The 4,104-nt window shown below is 33.8% G+C and carries 1 protein-coding gene; it reads left to right on the top strand.

All coding sequences use genetic code 11. The features are described from left to right. Positions 1–83: 83 nt before the first annotated feature. The gene (locus SHK09_RS02785) at positions 84–4,088 is read left to right on the top strand and encodes a hypothetical protein (protein ID WP_319809247.1); all 4,005 of its coding nucleotides are present in this window, start codon (positions 84–86) and stop codon (positions 4,086–4,088) included. The last annotated feature ends 16 nt before the right edge of the window (positions 4,089–4,104 follow it).

Raw genomic sequence — 4,104 nt, forward strand, 5'->3', positions numbered from 1 at the left:
GCAATTATAAAACACTTGCTGTTTATTTTATTATACATTTCTTTTAATAAAATAAACGTTGCACCATATAAATATTCTTTAATATGATGAAAAAATACGTACCCTTAACTTTAGGTTCTTTAGAACATTCTTATACTTATATTACAAAGTTTAAGTTTTCTGTTGTTTTAGTTTCTTTATTCGTTTTATTCGGAATTCAAAATATAATAGCCCAAGACAGTTTCGAAACAAATTTCGATGGTTGGGATAATGTAATCGGAGACCAAAGTAATTGGTCAAGAGGATCAGGAGCAACTCCATCAACAAATACAGGCCCAAGTTCAGGTTCTGTTGGTAACTCTTATTTGTATTATGAAGCAACGGGTGGTACACCAGGAGACAGAGCTTGGGTACAAAAAGAATTTACTATTCCTGCTAATGTAAACGCAAAGTTAAGTTTCGATTTTCACATGTTTGGTGTTACCATGGGGATTTTTAATGTTTTTATAAGTACAAATAATGGAGCAACTTTTTCTCAAATTTTTACAGCCAATGGAGATAAGGGAGATATTTGGAATGTGCAAAGCACGGTTTTGTCAGACTTTGTAAACCAAACGATTATTGTTAGATTCGAATCTATAAGGGGTACTGATTTTGCAAGTGATATTGCAATTGATAATATAAGTATTACAACGCAACCTTTAATAGATACAGATAATGATGGTGTAGAGGATGTAAATGATTTAGATGATGATAACGATGGTATTTTAGATTATGTAGAATGCCCTAATGTTAATTTTAGTAAAGACTTAATTATTGGAAATGCAAGGTCAGGTAATATAACTGTTGTAGAAGGTGGTGCTTCAGGAACTCCTTTTGTCACAAATGCAGGTCCAAATGATAACGAATCAGGTCTAAGATATATTGATTTAGCTGCTAATCCATCTTACTATAGATTAAATACTAAAGGGAATGATTTATCTTATATAGACGGAAATAATTTAACCTTTAGGTTGTTTGTAGATGACCCAGGAGAAGATTTTTTTGGAGGAACAACAGATATTCGTTTAGGTAGTGGCGCAACACAGTTAACCTTAGATTTAACAGAAGCACCATTTGGGCAAACAAAGCCTACAGGAAGTGATTTTACTATTTCAGTAGCTTTAACAGCTGATAATTTTGGCGTTACACAAGCACAATTTAATACAGTAATTAGTGCTTTAGATTATATAGATATTAGAGCAGAATTTTGGTTAGGACCAACAGGTACAGTAGAAAGTGAATTAATTCCAATTTTAAATGACGATTGTGATTTTGATAATGATGGTATTCCAAATACATTAGACACAGATAGTGATGGAGATGGATGTAGTGATGCAGATGAAGCTTATTTTGGTTCAGTTGCAAATGCAGATTCAGACAATAACGGAACCTATGGTTCTGGTACACCAGCTGTAGACACTACAGGTAAAGTTACAACAGCACCTTACACAACACCAAATAGTTTTTATTTAAATACAACTGTAAATACATGTAACGACAATGATAATGATGGTGTCCCAGATGGTGTAGATTTAGATGATGATAATGATGGTATTTTAGATACAATAGAGTCTAATGGATTAAATCCTACGGCAGATGCAGACAATGATGGAGTTCCAAATTATCAAGATGCAGATTTTTGTACTTTAGCCAATGGAGTTTGCGCTAATTTAGATTCAGATGGTGATGGTATTCCAAACCATTTAGATTTAGATTCAGATAATGATGGTTGTACAGATGCTAATGAAGCTTATTTTGGATCGGTAAATAGAGTTGATAACGATGAAGATGGTTTATACGGAACAGGAACACCATCTGTAAATGGGCAAGGTAATGTATCTGGTGCATCTTATAATACACCAAACCCATATTATTTAAATGCTTCTGTTGCAGCTTGTAATGATACAGATAATGATGGAGTGCCAAATAGTGTAGATTTAGATGATGATAATGATGGTATTTTAGATACTAATGAAGATTTTAACTGTTCAGCAGGCTTTATTGATTTAGGTAAAGTGTTTTCAAACGCAACATTAAGTCCTTTTAATGTAAATAATATTTATGCATTTGATGGTGTGGATGTAAACGCTAGTTTTGAGTTAGTAGGTACAAGTACTTGGAACTCTGGTGTAGAAAGTAAAACTACTGCAGGTATAACTGGGTCTTATATTAATACACAACCCAATAATACAAGTTTTCCAGATGGAAATGTTGTTGTTTATACCTATACTTTTTCTAAGCCAGTATATAACATTGAATTTAAATTTGGAGGGTTAGATGTTCAAGATAGGGCTGATTTTACAGCCAGCAATAACGGTGAAAATAGATTTGTGGCCTTATCAGATATAAATTTAGGTTCTAATGCAAAATTTGGTAATCAGACTGTAATTAGTTCTGCTGGAGGATCTAATGCTCCAAACAATGCAATTCAAGTTTCAGTTTTAGGTGCTACTACACAAATTTCAATTAGAGTAGGTAAACAAAATGGAAATTTAGGAAATGTTACTATGCAATTTTATGACTTAAAATACTGTACAGCAAATGATTTTGATAATGATGGAATCCCTAATCACCTAGACACAGATAGTGATGGAGATGGATGTAGTGATGCAGATGAAGCTTATTTTGGTTCAGTTGCAAATGCAGATTCAGATAATAATGGTACTTATGGTTCTGGTACACCAGCTGTAGACACTACAGGTAAAGTTACAACAGCACCTTATACAGCACCAAATAATTTTTATTTAAATACAACTGTAAATACATGTAACGACAATGATAATGATGGTGTGCCAGATGCGGTAGATTTAGATGATGATAATGATGGTATTTTAGATACAGATGAATGTATATTTACTGATAAGCAGGCCACTAGAGTAGGAAGCGGTAATATTAACAACCCTCAGACATATCAATTTGTAGCAACACCTGCAACAACTGTTACTATTAGTACAGATACAGGTGTGTTTTTAAGCGGTGCATTCAGTAGGTTCGGGTTTAATGAAACAACTAGTGGTAACGGTACTTATACTATAAGTTTTGGAGAAGGAGTTTCTAATATAAATTTATTATCCGACAGTGTTGGAACAGAAATGGTAGGTAATCTTAATACAGCAACAGCTGGAATAGATTTTGCAGGACAAGCTCTTTTTGGAAATTTTTCAGCCACTTTAGCAAACGGGACAGTTATGTCTAATCTTGCGGTATCAATATCAGTAAACCCTGTTGGACAGGCCGAACTAGTAGGTCAAACAGTTATAAATGGAAAAACATATATAACAGATAAAACAGCAAATGGCAATCAAGCCAGCGGTACAATTTCCTTTCCTTCATTAATAGGTAAAAATGTAACAAGTTTAACATTTGATAGTATTGGAGATGGAGTAGGTCCAGTGTTATGGTTAGGTATAAAAGCTTCAAAATGCCCAGACACAGATGCGGATGGAATACCAAATAAATTAGATACAGATTCAGATAATGATGGTTGTCCAGATGCAATAGAAGGAGCAGGAACTTTTACACCTGCACAAGTAACAAGCTCTCTTACAGGAGGAAGTGCTGGTGGTAGTCTACTAAATTTTGGTACAATTGTTAATACAAAAGGAGTACCAACTACTGTAACAGGTGGTGCAGTAACAGGTACAGAGACAACAGGGCAAGCAACAACTGCAGCCGTTTTAGATGCAAATGATAAAACAGCATGTGCAGCAGATTTAAGTATTATTAAAACAGTAGATAAAGCAGTTCCTAAAAAAGGAGCTACGGTAATTTTTACTTTAACTTTAAAAAATGATGGCCCTGTGGATGCCACAGACGTAAAAGTAAAAGATTTATTACCTGTTGGTTTAACTTATAATGCGGGTGCTTCAACCATACCAATAAACACTACTTATACTGCAGCTACTGGTATTTGGGATTTAAGTGCTATTACCATTTCAAAAAATCAAACAATAGAAATAAAAATTGCAGGAACAGTTACAACAGCTGGTGCAATTATTACAAATAAAACAGAAATCTTTTTTAGTAATCAAACTGATACAGATTCTACACCTAACAGCAATAACTAACAAGAAATATAAAAAG

The sequence above is a fragment of the Polaribacter sp. PL03 genome (genome assembly GCF_033875165.1).
Classification (GTDB): Bacteria; Bacteroidota; Bacteroidia; order Flavobacteriales; family Flavobacteriaceae; genus Polaribacter.